This is a genomic window from Mesorhizobium sp. M0960 (assembly GCF_040319055.1).
In the GTDB taxonomy this organism is placed as follows: domain Bacteria; phylum Pseudomonadota; class Alphaproteobacteria; order Rhizobiales; family Rhizobiaceae; genus Mesorhizobium.
In genome coordinates this window covers 81,989-98,125 of record NZ_JAMYNN010000002.1, presented here as the reverse complement: position 1 = coordinate 98,125, position 16,137 = coordinate 81,989, and the positions used below count along the sequence as shown (strand labels likewise).

At 63.6% G+C, this 16,137-nt stretch carries 18 protein-coding genes; 13 read left to right on the top strand and 5 right to left on the bottom strand.

Features of this window, described 5'->3' with window-relative positions; all coding sequences use genetic code 11:
• Positions 1-52 precede the first annotated feature (52 nt).
• From cobS to NKH63_RS05440, 5 genes are all read left to right on the top strand, one after another.
• Positions 53-1,039, top strand: a complete 987-nt coding sequence (gene cobS / locus NKH63_RS05460; protein ID WP_023721131.1) for a cobaltochelatase subunit CobS — start codon at positions 53-55, stop codon at positions 1,037-1,039.
• An 11-nt stretch (positions 1,040-1,050) separates the two neighbouring features.
• The gene (gene cobT / locus NKH63_RS05455) at positions 1,051-2,949 is read left to right on the top strand and encodes a cobaltochelatase subunit CobT (RefSeq protein ID WP_023721130.1); all 1,899 of its coding nucleotides are present in this window, start codon (positions 1,051-1,053) and stop codon (positions 2,947-2,949) included.
• The gene (locus NKH63_RS05450) at positions 2,946-3,971 is read left to right on the top strand and encodes an esterase-like activity of phytase family protein (RefSeq protein ID WP_352591175.1); all 1,026 of its coding nucleotides are present in this window, start codon (positions 2,946-2,948) and stop codon (positions 3,969-3,971) included. The genes cobT and NKH63_RS05450 overlap by 4 nt, the downstream gene beginning before the upstream one ends.
• Positions 3,972-4,162: 191 nt before the next feature.
• On the top strand, positions 4,163-4,531 hold the full coding sequence (locus tag NKH63_RS05445; protein WP_352483563.1) for an ArsR/SmtB family transcription factor: 369 nt from the start codon (positions 4,163-4,165) through the stop codon (positions 4,529-4,531).
• Complete coding sequence (locus NKH63_RS05440; protein WP_352483490.1) at positions 4,528-5,010, top strand: SRPBCC family protein; 483 nt, start codon at positions 4,528-4,530, stop codon at positions 5,008-5,010. Before NKH63_RS05445 ends, NKH63_RS05440 begins: the two co-directional genes overlap by 4 nt.
• Before the next feature lie 55 nt (positions 5,011-5,065).
• On the opposite strand, the gene NKH63_RS05435 is transcribed toward NKH63_RS05440, so the two are convergent.
• The 3 genes from NKH63_RS05435 to rpmB form a co-directional block, all read right to left on the bottom strand.
• Positions 5,066-5,737: a spermidine synthase gene (locus NKH63_RS05435; protein ID WP_352917677.1), complete on the bottom strand. Its 672-nt coding sequence runs from the start codon at positions 5,735-5,737 to the stop codon at positions 5,066-5,068.
• Positions 5,738-5,820: 83 nt separating this feature from the next.
• Complete coding sequence (locus tag NKH63_RS05430; RefSeq protein WP_023721125.1) at positions 5,821-6,501, bottom strand: queuosine precursor transporter; 681 nt, start codon at positions 6,499-6,501, stop codon at positions 5,821-5,823.
• A gap of 82 nt (positions 6,502-6,583) precedes the next feature.
• Positions 6,584-6,880, bottom strand: a complete 297-nt coding sequence (rpmB, locus tag NKH63_RS05425; RefSeq protein WP_023721124.1) for a 50S ribosomal protein L28 — start codon at positions 6,878-6,880, stop codon at positions 6,584-6,586.
• A 606-nt stretch (positions 6,881-7,486) separates the two neighbouring features.
• On the opposite strand from rpmB, the gene NKH63_RS05420 reads away from it, so the two are divergent.
• The 5 genes from NKH63_RS05420 (at position 7,487) to NKH63_RS05400 (ending at position 11,032) form a co-directional block, all read left to right on the top strand.
• Positions 7,487-8,278: a DUF3108 domain-containing protein gene (locus NKH63_RS05420; protein WP_023721122.1), complete on the top strand. Its 792-nt coding sequence runs from the start codon at positions 7,487-7,489 to the stop codon at positions 8,276-8,278.
• A 40-nt stretch (positions 8,279-8,318) separates the two neighbouring features.
• The gene (gene yddG / locus NKH63_RS05415) at positions 8,319-9,224 is read left to right on the top strand and encodes an aromatic amino acid exporter YddG (RefSeq protein ID WP_352495629.1); all 906 of its coding nucleotides are present in this window, start codon (positions 8,319-8,321) and stop codon (positions 9,222-9,224) included.
• Complete coding sequence (locus NKH63_RS05410) at positions 9,224-9,892, top strand: lysoplasmalogenase family protein (protein ID WP_352495628.1); 669 nt, start codon at positions 9,224-9,226, stop codon at positions 9,890-9,892. The genes yddG and NKH63_RS05410 overlap by 1 nt, the downstream gene beginning before the upstream one ends.
• Positions 9,893-10,073: 181 nt before the next feature.
• Entirely contained in the window at positions 10,074-10,436 is a 363-nt protein-coding gene (locus NKH63_RS05405) for a MerR family transcriptional regulator (RefSeq protein WP_352495627.1), read from the top strand.
• Positions 10,433-11,032 carry a short chain dehydrogenase gene (locus NKH63_RS05400; protein WP_352495626.1) on the top strand — a complete coding sequence of 200 codons (600 nt, stop codon included), beginning with the start codon at positions 10,433-10,435 and terminating at the stop codon, positions 11,030-11,032. Before NKH63_RS05405 ends, NKH63_RS05400 begins: the two co-directional genes overlap by 4 nt.
• Before the next feature lie 170 nt (positions 11,033-11,202).
• Here the strand turns inward: NKH63_RS05400 and NKH63_RS05395 are convergent, their stop codons facing one another.
• Together NKH63_RS05395 and gloB are read right to left on the bottom strand one after the other, a co-directional pair.
• Entirely contained in the window at positions 11,203-11,631 is a 429-nt protein-coding gene (locus NKH63_RS05395) for a cupin domain-containing protein (protein WP_352917676.1), read from the bottom strand.
• Positions 11,632-11,651: 20 nt separating this feature from the next.
• Entirely contained in the window at positions 11,652-12,419 is a 768-nt protein-coding gene (gene gloB / locus NKH63_RS05390; protein WP_023721117.1) for a hydroxyacylglutathione hydrolase, read from the bottom strand.
• A gap of 98 nt (positions 12,420-12,517) precedes the next feature.
• On the opposite strand from gloB, the gene NKH63_RS05385 reads away from it, so the two are divergent.
• The 3 genes from NKH63_RS05385 to NKH63_RS05375 all read left to right on the top strand — a co-directional run bounded on the left by NKH63_RS05385 (position 12,518) and on the right by NKH63_RS05375 (position 16,134).
• Positions 12,518-13,288, top strand: coding sequence for a class I SAM-dependent methyltransferase (locus NKH63_RS05385; RefSeq protein WP_023721116.1), 771 nt, complete (start codon positions 12,518-12,520; stop codon positions 13,286-13,288).
• A 130-nt stretch (positions 13,289-13,418) separates the two neighbouring features.
• Positions 13,419-15,251: an ABC transporter ATP-binding protein/permease gene (locus tag NKH63_RS05380; protein WP_023721115.1), complete on the top strand. Its 1,833-nt coding sequence runs from the start codon at positions 13,419-13,421 to the stop codon at positions 15,249-15,251.
• 76 nt (positions 15,252-15,327) lie between these two features.
• Complete coding sequence (locus tag NKH63_RS05375) at positions 15,328-16,134, top strand: DUF1194 domain-containing protein (protein ID WP_352483499.1); 807 nt, start codon at positions 15,328-15,330, stop codon at positions 16,132-16,134.
• The last annotated feature ends 3 nt before the right edge of the window (positions 16,135-16,137 follow it).

Sequence of the window (16,137 nt, the reverse complement as noted above, 5' to 3'; positions counted from 1 at the left end):
AAATCGATTGCCAGCGAAACGCGGCGTTTCGCTTGTGGAGACGTTGATAGAGATGAACAAGGTCGATCGCGATATCGCCAACCTGCCCGACACCACGGTGTCGGTGAAGGAGACATTCGGCTTCGACTCCAAGATGGTGGTGCCGGCCTATTCGGTGACGAGCGAGCATGTGCCCGACATCGACCCGGACTATCTGTTCGACAAGAACACGACCATGGCGATCCTCGCCGGCTTTGCCTACAACCGCCGGGTCATGGTGTCGGGCTATCACGGCACCGGCAAATCGACGCATATCGAGCAGGTCGCCGCCCGCCTCAACTGGCCCTGCGTGCGCGTTAATCTCGACAGCCATGTCAGCCGTATCGACCTCGTCGGCAAGGACGCCATCGTCGTCAAGGACGGGCTGCAGATCACCGAATTCCGCGACGGCATCCTGCCCTGGGCCTATCAGCACAATGTTGCGCTGTGCTTCGACGAATACGATGCCGGGCGTCCGGACGTGATGTTCGTCATCCAGCGCGTGCTGGAATCGTCGGGCCGGCTGACGCTGCTCGACCAGAGCCGGGTCATCCGCCCGCATCCGGCCTTCCGGCTGTTTTCGACCGCCAACACGGTTGGGCTGGGCGACACCACCGGCCTCTATCACGGCACCCAGCAGATCAACCAGGCGCAGATGGACCGCTGGTCGATCGTCACCACGCTGAACTATTTGCCGCACGACAATGAGGTGAACATCGTGCTGGCCAAGGCCAAGCACTATCGCGACGGCAAGGGCAAGGAGATCGTCAACAAGATGGTGCGCGTCGCCGACATGACGCGCTCGGCCTTCATCAACGGCGATTTGTCGACGGTGATGAGCCCGCGCACGGTCATCACCTGGGCCGAGAATGCCGAGATCTTCGGCAATATCGGCATGGCGTTCCGGCTGACCTTCCTCAACAAATGCGACGAGCTGGAACGCTCGCTGGTCGCCGAGTTCTACCAGCGCGCCTTCGGCGAAGATCTGCCGGAATCGGCTGCCAATGTGGTGCTGGGCTAAGCAGAGTCTCGATGGCGGGTCCGGGCGACAACACGCGAAACAAATCCAAGACCGGCGCTGAGAACGACAGCTTCAAGCGCGCGGTTACCGTCTGCATGCGCGCCATCGCCGGCGACAAGGACCTCGAAGTCGGCTTCGCCAAGGACCGGCCGGCGCTGGCCGGCAGCCGCGCCCGGCTGCCCGAACTGCCGAAGAAGGCATCGAAAGCCGATATCGCCATCACCCGGGGGCTCGGCGATTCCATGGCGCTGAAGCGCGCCTGCCATGATGCGCGCATCCACACCAGGCTGGCGCCGGAAGGCAAGCAGGCCCGCGCCATCTATGACGCGGTCGAGCAGGCCCGGGTCGAGGCGATCGGCAGCCGCGCCATGCAGGGCGTTGCCGACAATATCGGCTCGATGCTCGAAGACAAATACGCCCGGGCCAACCTCGTCGACGTCAAGGACAAGGCCGACGCGCCGATCGAGGAGGCGCTGGCGCTGATGGTGCGCGAAAAGCTGACCGGCCGCACTGTGCCGAAGAGCGGCGAACGGCTGGTCGATCTCTGGCGGCCTTGGGTCGAGGAAAAGGCTAGCGCCGACCTCGACGGGCTGTCGGCAAAGCTCGACGACCAGCAGGCCTTTGCCCGCGTCGTGCGCGAGATGCTCGCCTCCATGGAAATGGCCGAGGAACTCGGCGACGACCAGGAGACGGAAGACTCGGAGGACAACGACGAAAACCAGCCGCAAGGCGAGGAGCAGAGCGAGGAGGGCGGCGAAGACGATTCCGGCTCCGAGCAGTCGCAGTCCGAAGATACCGAGGCATCGTCCGACGACGAGCAATCGGCCGAGACCGAGGCCTCCGACGCCACTGCCGACGACCTTTCCGACGATGACGACGCCGACGCGGAGACGCCCGGCGAGGCGCGCCGCAACGACAATCCCTTCACCAATCTGCCGAAAGAGATCGACTACAAGGTCTTCACCACGGCCTTCGACGAGACCGTAGGCGCGGAGGAACTGTGCGAGGAGGAGGAGCTCGACCGGCTGCGCGCCTTCCTCGACAAGCAGCTCGCCAACCTGTCCGGCGTCGTCGGGCGGCTGGCCAACCGGTTGCAGCGCCGCCTGATGGCGCAGCAGAACCGCTCCTGGGATTTCGACCTCGAAGAAGGTTATCTCGATCCGGCACGGCTGGTGCGCGTCGTCATCGACCCGATGCAGCCGCTGTCCTTCAAGCAGGAGCGTGATACCAAATTCCGCGACACGGTGGTGTCGCTGGTGCTCGACAATTCGGGTTCGATGCGCGGCCGGCCGATCACGGTCGCGGCGACCTGCGCCGACATCCTGGCGCGCACGCTGGAACGCTGCGGCGTCTCAGTCGAAATCCTCGGCTTCACCACCCGCGCCTGGAAGGGCGGGCAGGCGCGCGAGAAATGGCTGAAGGAAGGCAAGCCGCCGAACCCCGGCCGGCTCAACGATCTGCGCCACATCATCTATAAATCCGCCGACCATCCGTGGCGGCGGGCGCGCCGCAATCTCGGCCTGATGATGCGCGAGGGCCTGCTCAAGGAAAACATCGACGGCGAGGCGCTGCTTTGGGCGCACAACCGGCTGATCGCGCGGCCGGAGCAGCGCAAGATCCTGATGATGATCTCGGACGGCGCGCCGGTCGACGATTCAACGCTGTCGGTCAATCCGGGCAATTATCTCGAGCGGCATCTGCGCGCCATCATCGAGCTCATCGAGACGCGCTCGCCGGTCGAGCTTTTGGCCATCGGCATCGGCCACGACGTCACCCGCTACTATCGCCGCGCCGTCACCATCGTCGATGCCGAAGAACTGGCCGGCGCCATGACCGAGCAACTGGCCTCGCTGTTCGCCGAGGAAACCGTGCGCGACACGCGGCGCGGCGGCATGCGGCGCGCCGGATGATTTTTTCCCGCGGCGGCCTTTGGCAGACGCTTTTGGCCGCCATTGCGTTGTCAGGCATCAGTTTGGCGCCGGCTGTCGCTGCCGGGCCGGCCCCGGTCGAGCCGGCCGAAATCTCGGCACGGCCGATCAGCGAATTCCATATCGGCCGGCCGGACAAACAGTTCGGGCCGCTCGAATTCGTCGGCGGGCTCGAAATGACCTCGCCGACGCGCGATTTCGGCGCGCTGTCGGCGCTTCGGTTCCTCAAGCCGGGCAGCGATTTCATCGGCGTCGCCGATACCGGCTTCTGGTTCTTCGGCACCCTTGTCCACGATGCCGACAAGCGGCCTTCCGGCATTCAGAATTTTCGCATGCAGCAGATGGTCGATGCGGCCGGCCAGGCCATCGACCTGAAATGGGCGGTCGATGCCGAAGGCCTCGCGGTCCAGGACGGCATCGCCACGGTCGGCTTCGAGCGCGATCACCGTATCGCAGAGGTCAAGATCGATCCGGACGACATGAAGGCGCCGTTCAAGCAATTGGACTTCCTGATCCCGGCCTGGGAACTTCGCCGCAATCGCGGCTTTGAGACCGTCGCCCGCGCCCATCCTTACGGACAGCACGCGGGCGGGCTGGTCGTGGTGTCGGAAAAGAGCCTCGACAAGGCCGGTAACATCTTCGCGGCGATCATCGAAGGGCCGCATAAGGGCGTCTTCACCGTCAAGCGCAATGGCGACTTCGACATCACCGACGGCGCCTTCCTGCCGGATGGCGACCTGTTGCTTCTGGAGCGCAGTTTTTCGATGGCCGGCGGCGTCAAGATGCGGCTGCGGCGCATCTATGGCGAAAGCGTCGAGAAGGGCGCCGTCGCCGACGGGCCGGTGCTGCTTGAAGCCGACATGGATTACCAGATCGACAACATGGAAGCGCTCGACGTCTGGACCCGCGACGACGGCGCGCTGATCGTGTCGCTGATGTCCGACGACAACCACTCGATCCTGCAGCGCAACCTCTATCTGGAATTCATCCTGCACGAGGATTGACGCGCGATCGGCCATTGATCGGCTGTTGGCGATGCTGGCATTTCCGCGCCGTTTCGCAGCGCATGCAATTTCCCATGGCGATTTCCCCTCGCAATGACCCGCGTCGCGCGTTTCCAACCGGCTCTCACCATCTGCAAAAATACTTTAGTTGTGGCTTGACAATTTGTGTCATCGGCGAAATACTCAAGTCCATGCTTAACTATTCCGAGATCGACAGCATCCTGCGGGCTCTTGCCGAGCCGACGCGGCGGGCAATCCTGGAAAGGCTGGGCCGCGGGCCGGCCACCGTCAGCCAGCTGGCGGAGCCGTTCGGCATGACCTTCGCCGCGGTGCTCCAGCATCTCCAGGCGCTGGAAGCGTGCGGGCTGATCCGCAGCGAAAAAATCGGACGCGTGCGCACCTGCCGGATCGAGCCCGGCGGGCTCGCCCCGCTCGCCGACTGGATCGCCGCGCGCCGCACGCCGGCCGAACGCCACCTCGACCGTCTCGGCCAGATTCTGGCGGAGACTGACCAACCGAACGCAACACTCCACGACCAGGAAAAGGACGAAGAGAAATGAACCAGATTGCGCCCGTGAACGACCACTCCGTCATCCATTCGACCTTCACGATCGAGCGGACCTATCCGCAATCGCCCGAGCGCGTCTTCTTCGCCTTTTCCGACAAGGCGACAGTGCGGCGCTGGCGCGTCGAAGGTGACGGCTTCACCATCGCCGAGTTCACCTTCGATTTCCATGTCGGCGGCGGCGAGGTTTCGCGGTTCAGCTATCAGGGCGGCCCGGAAATCAGGCTCGATGCGCAGTTCCAGGACATCGTCCCTGACCGACGCATCGTATTTTCCTACCGGATGGCGGTCGGGCCGCAGCCGCTGTCGGCGTCGCTCACCACCGTCGAGCTCGCACCCTCCGGCGACGGCACTCGCCTGACCTATACCGAACAGGGTGCGTTTTTCGATGGCATTGATTCAGCGCAAGGACGCGAAGAGGGCACGCGCGGGCTGCTGCAGGCGCTCGCGGCCGAGCTTCAGAAAGCGAAGTAGTAGGTGTCGGCATGCCGGGCGGAGCCCAAACAGCAATCCGCCCGAATTGCTTCCGCTATGCTTTACTCGCGAGCCAGACGATGTGACGAGCGCCGCGCTTGCCGTGAGCCCGCACCTTAACCTCGTCGACCGTGAAGCCCGCCTGCTTGAGCCTTCGGGTGAAACCTGCGTCAGGGCCCTGCGACCAGACCGCCAGCACACCGCCGGGCTTGAGCGCGGCGCGTGCGGCGTTGAGGCCGGTGCCGCTGTAGAGCGCATCGTTGGCCTTGTAGACGATGCCCTCGGGACCGTTGTCGACGTCGAGCAGGATCGCGTCCCAGGCCGATGCTTGCGAACGGATGAGCTGACCGACATCGGTCTCGTGAACACTGACGCGCCGGTCGTCAAGGCAACCGTCGAAAACCTCGGCCATCGGGCCGCGCGCCCACGTCACGACTGCCGGCACCAGTTCGGCAACAGTGACCTGCGCATCGTCGCCGAGCTCGGCCAGCGCCGCGCGCAAGGTAAAGCCCATGCCCAGGCCGCCGATCAGGATGCTTGGGTTCCGGCGGCCGGCAATCCTTTGACGGGACAGTTTGGCCAGCGCCTCTTCGGAACCGCTGAGCCGACTGTTCATCAGCTCGTTGGCGCTAAGCATGATCGAGAATTCGCCGCCGCGCCGTTTCAGGCGAAGCTCCTGTCCGCCGTCAGGCGTTTTTGCCGAGTCCAGCTGAAGCCAGGGGATCATGCTCGATAGTCTTTGAGCATGATCTTGTCCGAAAACCGGTTCCCACTTTTCGCTAACGCGGACCTTCGGTTCGGGATCATGCTCTATGCCGCCAGTGCCGGCTGGCTCCAGCGGGCGGCAAGCAGCCGGTAAGGGATCAGCGCTACCACCGCTATGATCAGCTTGACGCTGAGATCGCCGAGCGCCCAGGATATCCAGCGCATCGTCTCGACTGGCAGCATGCCCATGAGCGGTGCGGTCTCCAGCGCAAAGCCATCGTTCGGCCCGGCGAAGGCGAAAGCCGCCGCGAAGGCGACGGTGAAAAACACCACCGTATCGAAAACGGAGCCGACCAGCGTGCCGACGATCGGCGCGCGCCACCAGCTCTGCCGGCGCAGTCGGTTGAACACGGTGACGTCGAGCAATTGCGCGGTGAGGAAGGCCGCACCCGACGCCGCGGCAATACGCACCAGCCGGTCGGCGGCGGTCTCGAATTCGATCAGGCCGTGGCGAAACAGCAAGGGCGGGATGACGATCGAGCAGACCACCGCTGTCATGAACCCGACAAAGACGATCCTGCGCGCCACCGCCGGGCCGTAGCGGCGATTGGCGAGATCGGTGACCAGGAAGGAGAACGGATAGGTGAAGGCGCCCCAGGTCAGGATGTCGGCCAGCGACAACCCGCCGATTGCGCCCTGCATCGGAAACTGCACGAGGATGTTCGAGGCCACGACGACGAGCGCCATGGCGGCCACGAAGGGCAGGTATCGCGAGAGGAAAATCATTTTTTTATCCTGGGTAATGGAACCAGCGGAACGCGATCCGGAGTTCGGATCACGCCCTGGAAGGCGGCTGCCGCCGAAGAACTCAGGCGGCCGGCTGTTCGGCGAGCTTCTTGGCGATCTGCTTCTTCAACAGGCGGGCGCGCTGCGACAATTGCTTGGCATCGGCCTTGGCCAGGAAGGCATCGAGGCCGCCGCGATGCTCGACCGAACGCAGCGCGTTGGCCGAAATGCGCAGGCGCACATTCTGGTTCAGCGCTTCAGAGATCAGCGTCACATTGACGAGATTGGGCAGGAAGCGACGCTTGGTCTTGTTGTTGGCGTGGCTCACATTGTTGCCGGACATGACTGCCTTGGCAGTGAGTTCGCAGGTGCGGGACATGGTTCTAACCTTCGGTTCTCGGTCCTGGCCAAACATTCGACCCGCGCCGGGTGGCGCGCGGTTTCGGTCAGGCGGCCTTATGGAAAAAGTTGGCGTTCCATAGTTGCATTTCGCCGAGGCGTCAAGCTTGGGGTTGGTTAGTGCCAAGGGAATCAATCAAAAGATGACCGATGCCGGCGCTGCCCCTCATCCGCCTGCCGGCACCTTCTCCCCGCATAGTGACGGGGAGAAGGGGCTGGGCCGCAGGCTCGGCGCTTTCTGCAACTCCGCAAATTGGCGAAACCGTTTGCAAGGCGACCTTCTCCCCGTCCCTATACGGGGAGAAGTGCCCGGCAGGGCGATGAGGGCTGCGCAAACCTGTCGCGATTTTCCAGGTGGCCACATTTTGTTCTTGCTTTGTGCCGGCAGCTATGCTACTAATTTCCGTATGGTGCTAATTGGCTCCAACGACCCGCCCGCCGAGGCGGGTTTTTTATTTTGGCCGTCGACCAGCCCCAGCGTCCCTGCCGACGCCGCCTTCACATTAAGGCCGGAATTCAGCCTATAAGCGGTCGCACAGGGACATGCCAGATCGCCCGTCTCCGGTCGACAATCAAGGACCCGCCCATGCCTCGTTCTTTCCTTCATGCCCTGGTCGTGCTGGTGGCCGTCGCGCTGTCGACGACGGTTTCGGCCGCTGAGCCGCAATCCTTCACGGGAGAGTATTCGGTGTCGTTCCTCGGCCTTTCCGTGGCCAAGGCGAAATTCTCCAGCCATTACGAGGGCGACACCTATTCGATCGAGGGCAGCGTTTCTGCCGCCGGGCTCGCCACATTGTTCGACGACACGCGGGGCACGATCTCGTCTAAGGGCAAGATTTCGGGCAAGCAGTTGCAGCCGCAGGCGTTCCACGCCGACTACACGTCCGGCAAGAAGGCATCGATGATCGACATCCAGTTTGCCAACGGCGTCGTCACCTCAACCAAGGTCGTGCCTGAACCGAAGAAGCGCAATCCCGAGAATTGGATACCGCTGGCCGGCAGCCATCTCGTATCGGTCCTCGATCCGATGGCCGCCACCGTCATCCATGCCGACAGCCTCGACCAGGTCTGCGGGCGCACGGTGAAGCTCTATGACGGCGAAATGCGTGCCGATCTGAAACTGACCTACGAGTCCAAAGGGTCGATCTCGGTGGCCGGCTACAAGGGCGATACGGTCACCTGCAGGCTGGGCTTCGAGCCGGTGGCCGGTTACCGCAAGAACCGCAAGGCGCTGAACTACCTGAAGAAACGCAGCCGCATCATGGTGACGTTTGCACCGGTCGGCCAAAGCGGCGTATATGCGCCGATCCGCGCCACGGTCAGCACGCAAATCGGCCCGTTGACGGTCAGCGCGGAGCGGTTCGAAGCAGACGAATAGGCGTGATGGTGCGCCGCCAATGGGCCACGGGGCGACGGGTATGGCGCGCGCAACACTGATCGGCTTCTCCGCGGTCGCCATGTGGGCGCTGCTGGCGCTGTTTACGGATGCTTCGGGTTCGGTGCCGCCGTTCCTGCTTTCGGCAATCACCTTTACGATCGGCACCTGCGTCGGCCTGGTTGCCCGGCTGTTCATGCCGGCAGCCGATGGCGCCGCGAAGATACCGCGCCAAGTCAAAATACCACGCAAAGTCTGGGTGATCGGCATTGCCGGCCTGTTCGGCTACCACTTCTTCTACTTCACCGCGCTGCGCAATGCGCCGGCCGTCGAGGCCAGCCTTATCGCCTATCTGTGGCCGCTGCTGATCGTGCTGGGATCGGCGCTGATGCCTGGCGAGCGGCTGGCCTGGAACCATATCGTCGGCGCGCTGCTCGGCCTTGCCGGCACGGTCCTGATCGTCACCAAGGGCGGCGGACTTGCCTTCGATGCACGTTATGCCTTCGGCTATGCGATGGCCGCCGTCTGTGCCGTGTTGTGGTCGTCCTATTCGCTGTTATCGCGGCGCTTCCCGTCGGTGCCGACCAGCATCGTCACCTGGTTCTGCGCCGCCACGGCGGCACTTTCGCTCGTCTGCCATCTGTTGCTGGAAGAAACGGTGCTGCCCAACGGCGCCGGCCAGTGGCTGGCCGTGCTCGGCCTCGGTCTGATGCCGGTAGGGGCGGCGTTCTATGCCTGGGACATCGGTGTCAAGCGCGGCAACATCCAGGTGCTGGGGGCGGCAAGCTACGCCGCGCCGCTGCTGTCGACACTGGTGCTGATCGCCGCCGGCTTCGCCGAGCCGTCATGGCGCATCCTCGCCGCCTGCGTGCTGATCACCGGCGGCGCGGCACTGGCGGCGAAATCGCTGTTGCTGCGCAAGAGGGCCACGAGCGAGGCAAACGCTTGATGCCGTTTCCCGGCGGCATCGATGCCAATGCCAATGCGACGCTGCTGTTTTCATTGGCGGCGGCGGTGATCTATGCGTTCAGCCTCGGCATGCCGCCGCGTCTTTCGCGGTCGGCGGCAAGGACATTGGCGGTGGCGATGCTGGCGGTGCTGGTCGTGCAGCAGAGCGGCCCATGGCTGCTCGTCGCCGCACTGGGCGTCAGCGCCGTCGGCGACGCCTTCCTGTCGCGCGACGGCGAGAAGGCATTTCTTGGCGGCGCGGCCAGTTTTCTTGCCGCGCATGTGCTTTACGTCGTGCTGTTCCTGCGTGCCGGCGGCGGCCTCGGGCTGCTTTTGGCCGAGCCGTGGCGGGCAGCGATCGTGCTGGCGATGGTCGTGTTGGCGCTGGCGATGGTTTTCGCGCTCCGGCGCCGCGTCGGCCCGGCACTGCGCCTGCCGATAGGCCTTCGTGTGGCGGCAATCCTCGCCATGGGCATTGGCGCGCTTACCCTGAGTAGTGCCTGGGTCATCGGTGGCGTCGCCCTGCTCATATTGTCCGACGGGCTGCTTGCCGCGGAAAAGTTCCTGCTGCCCGCCATCTCGCCGCACCGTGCCTGGATGCGCCATGCGGTCTGGGCGCTGTATTACGCCGGTCAGCTGGCGATCACCCTGGGTTTCGTTTTAGGCTAGGCATGTCGATATTCAGATGATGCCGGCCTGCAAACGGCGAAAGATCCGACGCTTGGTGCCCATGGGCAAGCCTTTGTGACGCAATCCTCGAGGTCGTCAGATCAGAGGGTAAAAATTCTCGCTTGACCTAGAGCTGCTCCAGCTTGGTAGCCTAGCGCACAATCGGCAGGGTAGGCGACACATGCGCATTTCGGAGGCGGCAGCTACAAGCGGACTGGGTATCGACACTATCCGCTATTATGAAAAATTGGGTTTGCTTCCGAAGGTCAGGCGAGGACGTGACGGGAGGCGGGACTTCTCGGCAGAGAATGTCGAATGGCTAATACTCCTGTCCTCGCTGCGCGAGACAGGTATGCCCATGGAGCAGATGCGATACTTTGCGCGGCTTTATCAGCGGGGCAGCGAGACTCTGCCCGAACGGAAAGCGGTTCTTCTTGATCACGCAGCGCATCTGGACAAGCGGCGAGCTGCGTTGGATGGCTGCGCCGAACTCCTTGCCTACAAGCTCAAACGATATGACGAGATGGCAGAAGAAATATCATGAGAATTATTGTCGTCGGCGCGGAAGGTGACATCGGCAAAGCGGTTTGCGACGAGTTGGGTTCCCGCCACGCGATCATCAAGGCCAGCCGCTCTAGTGGCGACTTTCAGGTTGATATGGCTGACCGCGCATCGCTCGATGCCATGTACGCCAAATGTGGCAAAGTGGATGCCGTCATCTCTACCGCAGGCAATGTCCATTTCGGGCCGCTTGGCAAGTACACCGAAGAGACGTTTATGCTTGGCCTGCGCCATAAGGTCATGGGCCAGGTCAATCTGGTGTTGGCAGGGTTGGCCACTGTCAGCGATGGCGGCTCGTTCACACTGACTAGCGGAGTGCTCGACCGCGATCCCATTCGGATGGGAACAGGGGCGGCAACAGCGAACGGCGCGCTCGGCGGTTTTGTCCTTGGTGCGGCGATCGAGATGCCGCGCGGTCTTCGCATCAATGTTGTGAGTCCCGGACTTCTGGACGTGTCCGTGCCGAGATATGGCGAGTGGTTCCCCGGTCACGAGCCCGTTTCGTCGAAACGGGTGGGGCTCGCCTATGCGAAGAGCGTGGAAGGGGCCATCACCGGCCAAGTGATCATCGTCGGGTAGTTTCGCAGAAATCCTAAGTGTTGGGACATATTGGTCGCCCCCTGAATATCAAGGGTAGTTTCCGTTGCAAAATTTCGGAGGTTCGAGAGTGACTCTTGCGACAACCTGAACGACGGCTTTCCATCCTGAGCGGCTGTTGTCGTTGGGTACCAAGCGTCAGGTCTTCACCACTACGGCGTGCCCGGCTGCCAGCCCGGCTCTGCCAATTCGAAGGCGGCGAAATCGAAGCCCGGCGCCACGGTGCAGCCGACCAGCGTCCATTCGCCGAGGCTGCGTGCCGACTGCCACCAGCCTGCCGGCACGACGATCTGCGGCCGCTCGCCTGCGGCAAGCGCCGTGCCAAGGATCTCCTCGATGACGGGACCGCCTTCTCGATGTATCGACAGCGCCAGCGGCGCACCGTCATAGAAGTGCCAAACCTCGGCCGCGTCCTTGACCCGGTGCCAGGCCGACAATTGGTCCTTCTCCAGAAGGAAATAGATCGCCGTCGAATGGCCGCGCGTGCCTGCCGCGCCGTCGCGAAAGGTTTCGGCATACCAGCCGCCTTCCGGATGCGGCTTCAGGCCGAGCAGGGCGATGATTTCGGCGGAACTGGTCATGCCCTAGCTCCTGGTGCCGCTCAGAAATTGTCCTTGCGCTTGCGGATCTCGGCGAACACTTCGGCGTCGGAGGCCTTTTCCAGGCCGAGATGCCTGCGGATCGCCGGATCGTGCCAGCGCAGGAACGGATTGGTCGACAGTTCCTCGCCGATCGTCGTCGGCAGCGTCGGCTTGCCGTCGGCGCGCAGCGCCTCGATCTTGGCGGCACGCTCTTTCAGCGCCGAATTGGTCGGGTCGACGGTCAGCGCGAAACGGGCGTTGGCCAGCGTATACTCATGTCCGCAATAGACGACCGTCTCGGCCGGCAGCGCTGCGAGCTTTTTCAGGGATTCGTACATCACCGGCGGCTTGCATTCGAGCAGCCGCCCACAGCCGAGCGCAAACAGCGTATCGGCGGCGAATGCCACTTTTGACGCCGGCAGGTGATAGGTGACATGGCCTGCGGTGTGGCCGGGTGTGGCGATGACCTCGATCCGCTCATCGCCGAGGTGGACGACCGAGCCTTGCTCGACGGTTTCGTCGATGCCGGGAATCTTTGCCTTTTCGGCTTCCGGCCCGACGATGCGCAGCTTGAAACGCTCCTTCAGCGCCAGATTGGCCTCGACGTGGTCGAGATGGTGGTGGGTGGTCAGGATCATCGTCGGCGTCCAGCCGGTGCGCTTGATGGCGGCCAGGATCGGCGCCTCTTCGGGTGCGTCGATGAGCGCCGTCTGGCCGCTTTTGGGGTCATGCACCAGCACGCCGAAATTGTCGCTGCGGCACATGAATTGTTCGATCTCGACCGGCATCATATCTCTCCGTTTACAGGCGCAGACATAGGGCGCCTGCCAGCTGATGTCATCTGCCTTTGTTGAACTTGGACTGCTTCGAAGCTACCGTTCCGCCCATGCATTCAGATATTGTCGACCTCCGTTCCTTCTATTCGACCACGCTCGGGCGCCTGGCCGAACGCTCGATCACCATGGCGCTGTCCTCGCTATGGGCTGCTGTGCCCAACGAGCGGCTGGTCGGCCTCGGCTATACCTTGCCATGGCTGGAGCGCTTCGGCAGCGATGCCGAGCGTGTCTTTGCCTTCATGCCGGCGACGCAGGGCGCGGTGGTCTGGCCGGCGACGGGGCCGACGGCGACCGCCCTGGTCTTCGACGAGGAGCTGCCGCTGGTCGATTCCTGCATCGACCGCATGCTGCTCGTCCATTCGCTCGAACATGTCGAGAACCCGCGCGAGACGCTGAACGAGATCTGGCGGGTGCTGTCGCCGGCCGGCCGTGTCGTCATCGTCGTGCCCAACCGGCGAGGCGTCTGGGCGCGCTTCGAGCATACGCCTTTCGGCAATGGCCGGCCGTTCTCGCGCGGCCAGCTGACCGAATTGCTGCGCGAAGCGAATTTCACGCCGGCGGCATGGTCCGATGCGCTGTTCTTTCCGCCGTCGCCGCGACGTTTCATGATGCAGTTCCACAATGTGCTGGAGCGTGCCGGCCGGCGCTTCTGGCCGATCTTTTCGGGCGTCATCGTTGTCGAGGCGCAGAAGCGGCTCTATCAGGGCGTCCCGGTGGCGCAGCGCGCCTCCCGCCGCGTCTTCGTGCCGGTTCTCTCGCCGCATGGCGCGCCGACGCTTGGCCGGCTGTCGGGGGCCGAACGTCCGGCGTCGCCAGGATGACGCGTTCGTGATCCGACGCAGGCTTTTTCTCACCTATCTGTCGCGGACGGGTTCGCTGCCCGATTGAAGGCATATGCGGTCGATCCTATCACCGGGGTTTAGCACCGCTTCCGAATGCAAGGATCCACTCATGGCTGATCATCCGGATGTCGAGCCCAGCGCCCAGAAGCTTGCCACGTCGATCGAAGCCAGCAGCCTGCGTGAGCAGCTGGCAACAATCAAATTGGCGCTGACCACCTCGCCAGTGCGAAAACAATTGCTTTGGGCAGCGATCGGCATCGTCGCCGTCATCGTGGCGAGCTCGATCGGGCAGGTTCTGCTCAATCGCTGGAACCAGCCTTTCTACGACGCGCTGGCGCGGCGCGACATGCCGGCTTTCCTGCATCAGCTTCTGGTCTTCGCCGGCATCGCCGGCGGGCTTGTGGTGCTCAATGTCAGCCAGACCTGGCTCGACCAGATGCTTCGCCTGAAGCTGCGCGAGGCGCTGACGCTCGACCTGATCGGCGAATGGATGCGGCCGGCGCGTGCCTTCCGGCTGACCCATGCCGGCGCCATCGGCGTCAATCCCGACCAGCGCCTGCAGCAGGATGCCGGGCATCTCTCCGACCTTTCGACCGGTCTCGGCATCGGCCTGCTGCAGTCCTGCATCCTGCTTGCCTCGTTCGTTGGCGTCTTGTGGTCGCTGTCTTCCGGCTTCGTCTTCCACATAGGCGGCCATTCGCTGGCCATACCCGGTTACATGGTCTGGGCGGCGATCCTCTATGCGGGCACAGCTTCGTGGTTGAGCTGGCTGGTCGGGCGGCCGCTGATCCGCTTCAACAACGATCGCTATACGCGTGAGGCGGAACTGCGCTCCTCGGTGGTTCGCGTCAACGAGAATGTCGATGCCATCGCGCTTGCGCATGGCGAGGCCGATGCCAGGCGCCGGCTCGAATTCGACCTTGGCATGGTGCTGGGCGCCATGCGGCGCATCTACAGCGCCCAGATCAATCTTTCCTGGGTAACCGACACCTATGGCTGGATCACTGTCGTCGCGCCGATCCTCGTCGCTTCCCCGGTCTATTTTGCCGGCGATATCAGCTTTGGCGGCTTGATGATGGCGGTCGGCGCCTTCAACCAGGTCCATTCCTCGCTGCGCTGGTTCATCAACAATATCGGCGGCATCGCCGATTGGCGCGCCACGCTGATGCGGGTCGCCGACTTCCGCATCGCGCTCGGCGACACCGACGCGCTGCACGATACGGAAAGGCGCATTTCGTTCGGCGAAAATCCCGACGGCAGCCTGACATTCGAGAAGCTCGAGATTGCCTCGCCGGACGGATGCACCAAGCTTGCCGAGCCGCATGTCGAAATCCGCGCCGGCGACCGCGTCATGATCACCGGAGATCCGGGCGCCGGCAAGACGCTTTTCTTCCGCGCCATTGCCGGTCTGTGGCCATGGGGCAGCGGCCGGATCGGCATGCCGGCCGGAGAAGCGCCGATCTTCGTTCCGCGTACTCCCTATTTCCCGCTCGGCAGGCTGCGCGAGGTGCTCAACCATTCAGACGGCGCGGCGGAGGCGAGCGATGCCGAGATTTCGGAGGTGCTGGCCGATGTCGGGCTGCAACGCCTGTCGTCCTCGCTCGATCACTCGGCGCGCTGGGAGCGTGAGCTCAGCGACGACGAGCAGCGTCTGCTGGCCTTTGCCAGGCTCGCCTTGCGACGGCCGAAATGGGTGATCATCGACGAGGCGCTGGACGCGTTCGACGGCGCGACGCTGAGGCAAGTGCTGTCGATGCTGGACAAGCGCCTTCCCGACGCCGCGATCCTCAATATCGGCCGCGGCCAGCACAATACCCGCTTCTTCCCGCGAGCGTTGACCATCGTCAAGGATGCCGGCCAACCGCCCCTCAAGCCGGCCCGTGTCAGGGCAGGCGCCATCGAACCGCCCCCGATTATCGCCTCGGCTCGCCGAAAGAAATAGAAGCCAAGCTTTATTTCGCCGCGATCGCGGCGAAAAACTATCGCGATCGTTTCAGATGGGAACGTTCCGATCGGCCATGCTTGACGCTCTCGCCCTGCTCGCCTGCCTTGCCTGTGCCCCGGCAGCACCTGTGGCCGCGCCCGCCAATGCCATTGCCGTCGACGTCGAGCTGGTGCTGGCCGTCGACATCTCGCAGTCGATGGATGAAAGGGAGTTTGCCCTGCAGCGCGCCGGCTATGTCGCGGCGCTGCGACATCCCGACTTCATCAATGCCGTGCGTACCGGCCCTTCCGGCCGCATCGCCATCGCCTATTTCGAATGGGCCGGCACCATCCGCGACGATGCGGTCATTGCCTGGCACGTCATCGACAGCAAGGAGAGCGCCAACGCTTTCGCCGACAAGATCGCGGCCCGCCCGTTCAGGAGCTTTCGCGGCACCTCTATTTCCGGTGCCGTGGCCTTCGGCGCCGAGCTTTTCGATGGCACGGCCTTCGTGGCCAAACGCCGCGTCATCGACGTCTCTGGCGATGGCCCAAACAACACCGGCTTGCCGGTCACAACGGCACGCGATGCGGCGCTGGCGAAGGGCATCGTCATCAACGGGTTGCCGATCCTGATCAGCCCGTCACCGACCTTCAGCCATCTCGACCGGTATTATGCCGAATGCGTCACCGGCGGACCGGGCTCGTTCGTGCTACCGATCTACGCGGTTTCCGAATTCGCCACCGCCACTCGCCGCAAACTGATCCTCGAGGTCAGCGGCGTCGAGTATCCCAAGGAGGATCCGAGGACGATCCGCACCGACGCACCGATCGACTGCCTGCAAGGCGAGCGCGACCGGCGGTTTTTCTCCGACCCGTATTTCCCGGAACTCGACCGGTAAGGC